The organism is Paraglaciecola algarum, from assembly GCF_021532655.1.
GTDB lineage: Bacteria > Pseudomonadota > Gammaproteobacteria > Enterobacterales > Alteromonadaceae > Paraglaciecola > Paraglaciecola algarum.
Map to the genome: position 1 here is coordinate 1 of NZ_JAKGAS010000024.1, position 2,927 is coordinate 2,927.

Below are 2,927 nucleotides of genomic sequence, written 5' to 3' on the forward strand. Positions count from 1 at the left end.
AGATTGCTTTCGTTATCCTTTTATCAGGGTTCATTCGTCTTAAATCACGCAAATAAATTAATGCTTTATCTAACCTTTTAATATCAGGGTCTAGCTCAGTTAGTTTTGCTCTGTCCCTACCTCTTGCTTTTTGCTCTGCTTTGTTATCACTGACTTTATTCGAGTAAGTTGCTTTACCTTCTGTGTCTATAGCTAATTCAATAGGTAACTTGTATATTTTCCTTTTGACCCATGGTGCAAGTTTACTAGCAAAATACTCTGCAGTGCCCTTATCACCAAAACAGTAAAACAGATCGTCGGTGCCTAAATCGTCTTTTCTACTATTTCTAAGTGATGTTCTGAGTGCGCCTTGGTAGCGATCATAGTGGTAGCAAGCTTTTCGGATATCAAATTTACTCATACCTAAACGCTTCATATAGAACTTCTCGGTTGATGGTATTGGCATCTGAGTATGAAGATCCATGAAATGATGGAGCTTGGAATAGTCGTTGAAACCATGTGATTTTACATTGATTGCCTCACCTTCATCACCTATTTGTTTTACGTTTATAAACTTGTCCCAATGTTCTCGTTCAAACGTGAGTGCAATATCTTCAAGTTCCTTGTCAGTTAATTTGCTTTTGCGTGTTGTTCTCCATTCCGCATTTTCCAAAACATATAAGATATTTACCGTGCCTTGGGTTACGTGTTCATTAGCTAAGTTCCAGTCCAAAGCTACTTGTTTAATTGCGGCTGATTTAAACGCGTGATATTGAAGTGTATCCTCGTGGCAAGCAGCAAGTAGAGTAATATCCGAGAATTTAGAACAGAATGCGGGCAAATCTAAATAGGCGTTCCACTTTAATTTAGCGCCTGTCGGTTTTGACTCAACAATCATCAGCGGATTTTCAGCATACATTACAATATGTTGGTGTTCTGTCGCGAACTTATAACCGAGTCCATCGAAATCTTTAGGCTTCTCCTTTGCTAACCCAAGTTTAAACATAAGCCCGCTAGTTTCTGATTCTGTGTTACTTATAATCTCATTGCCTTCAGCAACAATGAACCCCTCGTCTATATACAGAGGAAGCTTGATTTTGTCTGGGATTTCATGGGCAGCTCTGATTAGCGACTTTGTTGTGCAAAGAATAACATGCGGAAATTCTGAAGCTGATGAGATCCCCTTGACGATATCTTGAATTACTGACTTGTACTGCTTGCGCCAACTTGACTGTTTAGGTGCGACTAAAAGACTGCAGGGTACATTTAGCTTTTCGAAGCCTTCTTTTGTTTGTTCTAATAGCCGCTTCGTCTCTGTAACATAAAGTACTGTCTCACCTGCTGCGACTCGAGCTGAGATTTTCTTAATAGCAGTCTGGGTTTTACCTGAACCACATACTCCGTCAACGTAAAAAATTTCCATGATATACCTGCTCCCCCTTTTCGAAACGATTTATTATGTTAGCATGAAATATAATATTATCAGGGACTTAGATTATTATGCGTACATTTTTTAATGCTTGGGCTTTATGTTTTGTTCTTTTCTTTTCAGGATGTGCAGGTAACTACACAACAAAGTCAGGTAAACATAGAAATGCTTGGGTTGATTTAATGGTAGTTGCAGCAGCAATGCCAAACTCAAATGACTCTGCCTCAACAAGAGCTAGAAAAAATGGTTTTGTAAGTGGGTATTTGTCCAATGAAGAAGATGACTATTCAGGTATCTGCGCATGCCCTTACGATACCGATAGAGCAGGCAATAGATGTGGAGCAAGAAGCGCTTGGTCGAAGCCAAATGGAGCATCTCCCAATTGTGATTATGATTTTATTAGTACCCAAGACTTAGATGAAAGATGGGAGTTGGAGAGAGAAAACAATTATTAGGCTAACTGCCCCTTAGTTAACCCAGAGTATGATTATGTTTTATTCGAATTCATTCGCAACCTGCTGGAATAACTTGGGGCATTTCTGGTCTTATTTTAATTAACTTCGCCTAATTTTTGTTTAGCTTCTGCGATATTAGCCTCGTGTATTTTACGTCTGCGAGCTTCGTCAGGAGTGTCTTCTGATTCAGGACCTAAGTTAGCCAAGGCTTGTTGGTTTGCAGATATTTCTCCCTCATACATGTTAGCTAGACCTGCTGAACAGCCTGTCAATGTAATAATTGTTATAACGGATAATAAGGTTACTTTAATTCTATTCATTGCACTTTCTCTTTTGTTAGATGGTTAAAATGTAGCTTTGTTATAGTTGTTTGATATTAGTTTGAGTGTCGAAATTTCATCTTTAGCGATACTTTCTGGAACAACTTCTAAATTATTGTGGTGGGTCGTAACAACGATTTTATTTTCAAACTTATTCCCTGTTTTAATATAGTAAACATCACCTCCTGTAACATTCAGTTCTAAATTTACAGTTGGAGCGCCCAAAGTTTTCGACGTAATAGTATGCTTGCCTTCGGTTAGCTTAATAGGCACATAACTGTCTTTAGCCAAGCTTGATACTTTTTGGTTTTCTATAAATATATCAATATCGTATACACTTTGACCAAAATAACCCAAGTTTGGTCTGTAAACATAGGCAATGCCTAATGAAGAGTCTTTAATATTTAATTCAGTAAATTGAGGGCCATTTGCAGTTGAAACACAACCAGTAATTAATAAGCCAAGTAAGAGGGGAAACAAAAACTTCATACCGCTAGTCCTTTAGATTTTATATGTGGTAAATTTATTATTATCAGTAACTTATCAAGGAGTGAATTAGAAAGTCAAGGTCAAAGTGTTTAAATATAGACTGTGAAATTTCCAACAATATGAACAGTACTTATCAATACTTTACTGAGGTTTGTGATTCAGGGAAGGCGTCCAGCGTAAATAATAAAATAAATGTTCGATTTACGTAGAATAGCTTCAGAGATCACGGAAAATTTAAGGGTAAGGAAATAGCTG

4 protein-coding genes are annotated in these 2,927 nt (G+C 37.4%); 1 reads left to right on the forward strand and 3 read right to left on the reverse strand.

Features of this window, described 5'->3' with window-relative positions:
* Positions 1-1,402, reverse strand: a 1,402-nt coding sequence (locus tag L0668_RS20465; RefSeq protein ID WP_235314590.1) for a DEAD/DEAH box helicase family protein, incomplete at its 3' end; no start/stop codon positions are given.
* A gap of 77 nt (positions 1,403-1,479) precedes the next feature.
* Between L0668_RS20465 and L0668_RS20470 the strand changes: the two genes are divergently transcribed.
* Complete coding sequence (locus L0668_RS20470) at positions 1,480-1,863, forward strand: hypothetical protein (protein ID WP_235314591.1); 384 nt, start codon at positions 1,480-1,482, stop codon at positions 1,861-1,863.
* 95 nt (positions 1,864-1,958) lie between these two features.
* Here L0668_RS20470 and L0668_RS20475 read toward each other — a convergent pair whose 3' ends face one another.
* Complete coding sequence (locus tag L0668_RS20475) at positions 1,959-2,183, reverse strand: hypothetical protein (RefSeq protein ID WP_235314592.1); 225 nt, start codon at positions 2,181-2,183, stop codon at positions 1,959-1,961.
* A 24-nt stretch (positions 2,184-2,207) separates the two neighbouring features.
* The gene (locus L0668_RS20480) at positions 2,208-2,672 is read right to left on the reverse strand and encodes a DUF2846 domain-containing protein (protein WP_235314593.1); all 465 of its coding nucleotides are present in this window, start codon (positions 2,670-2,672) and stop codon (positions 2,208-2,210) included.
* Positions 2,673-2,927: the final 255 nt, after the last annotated feature.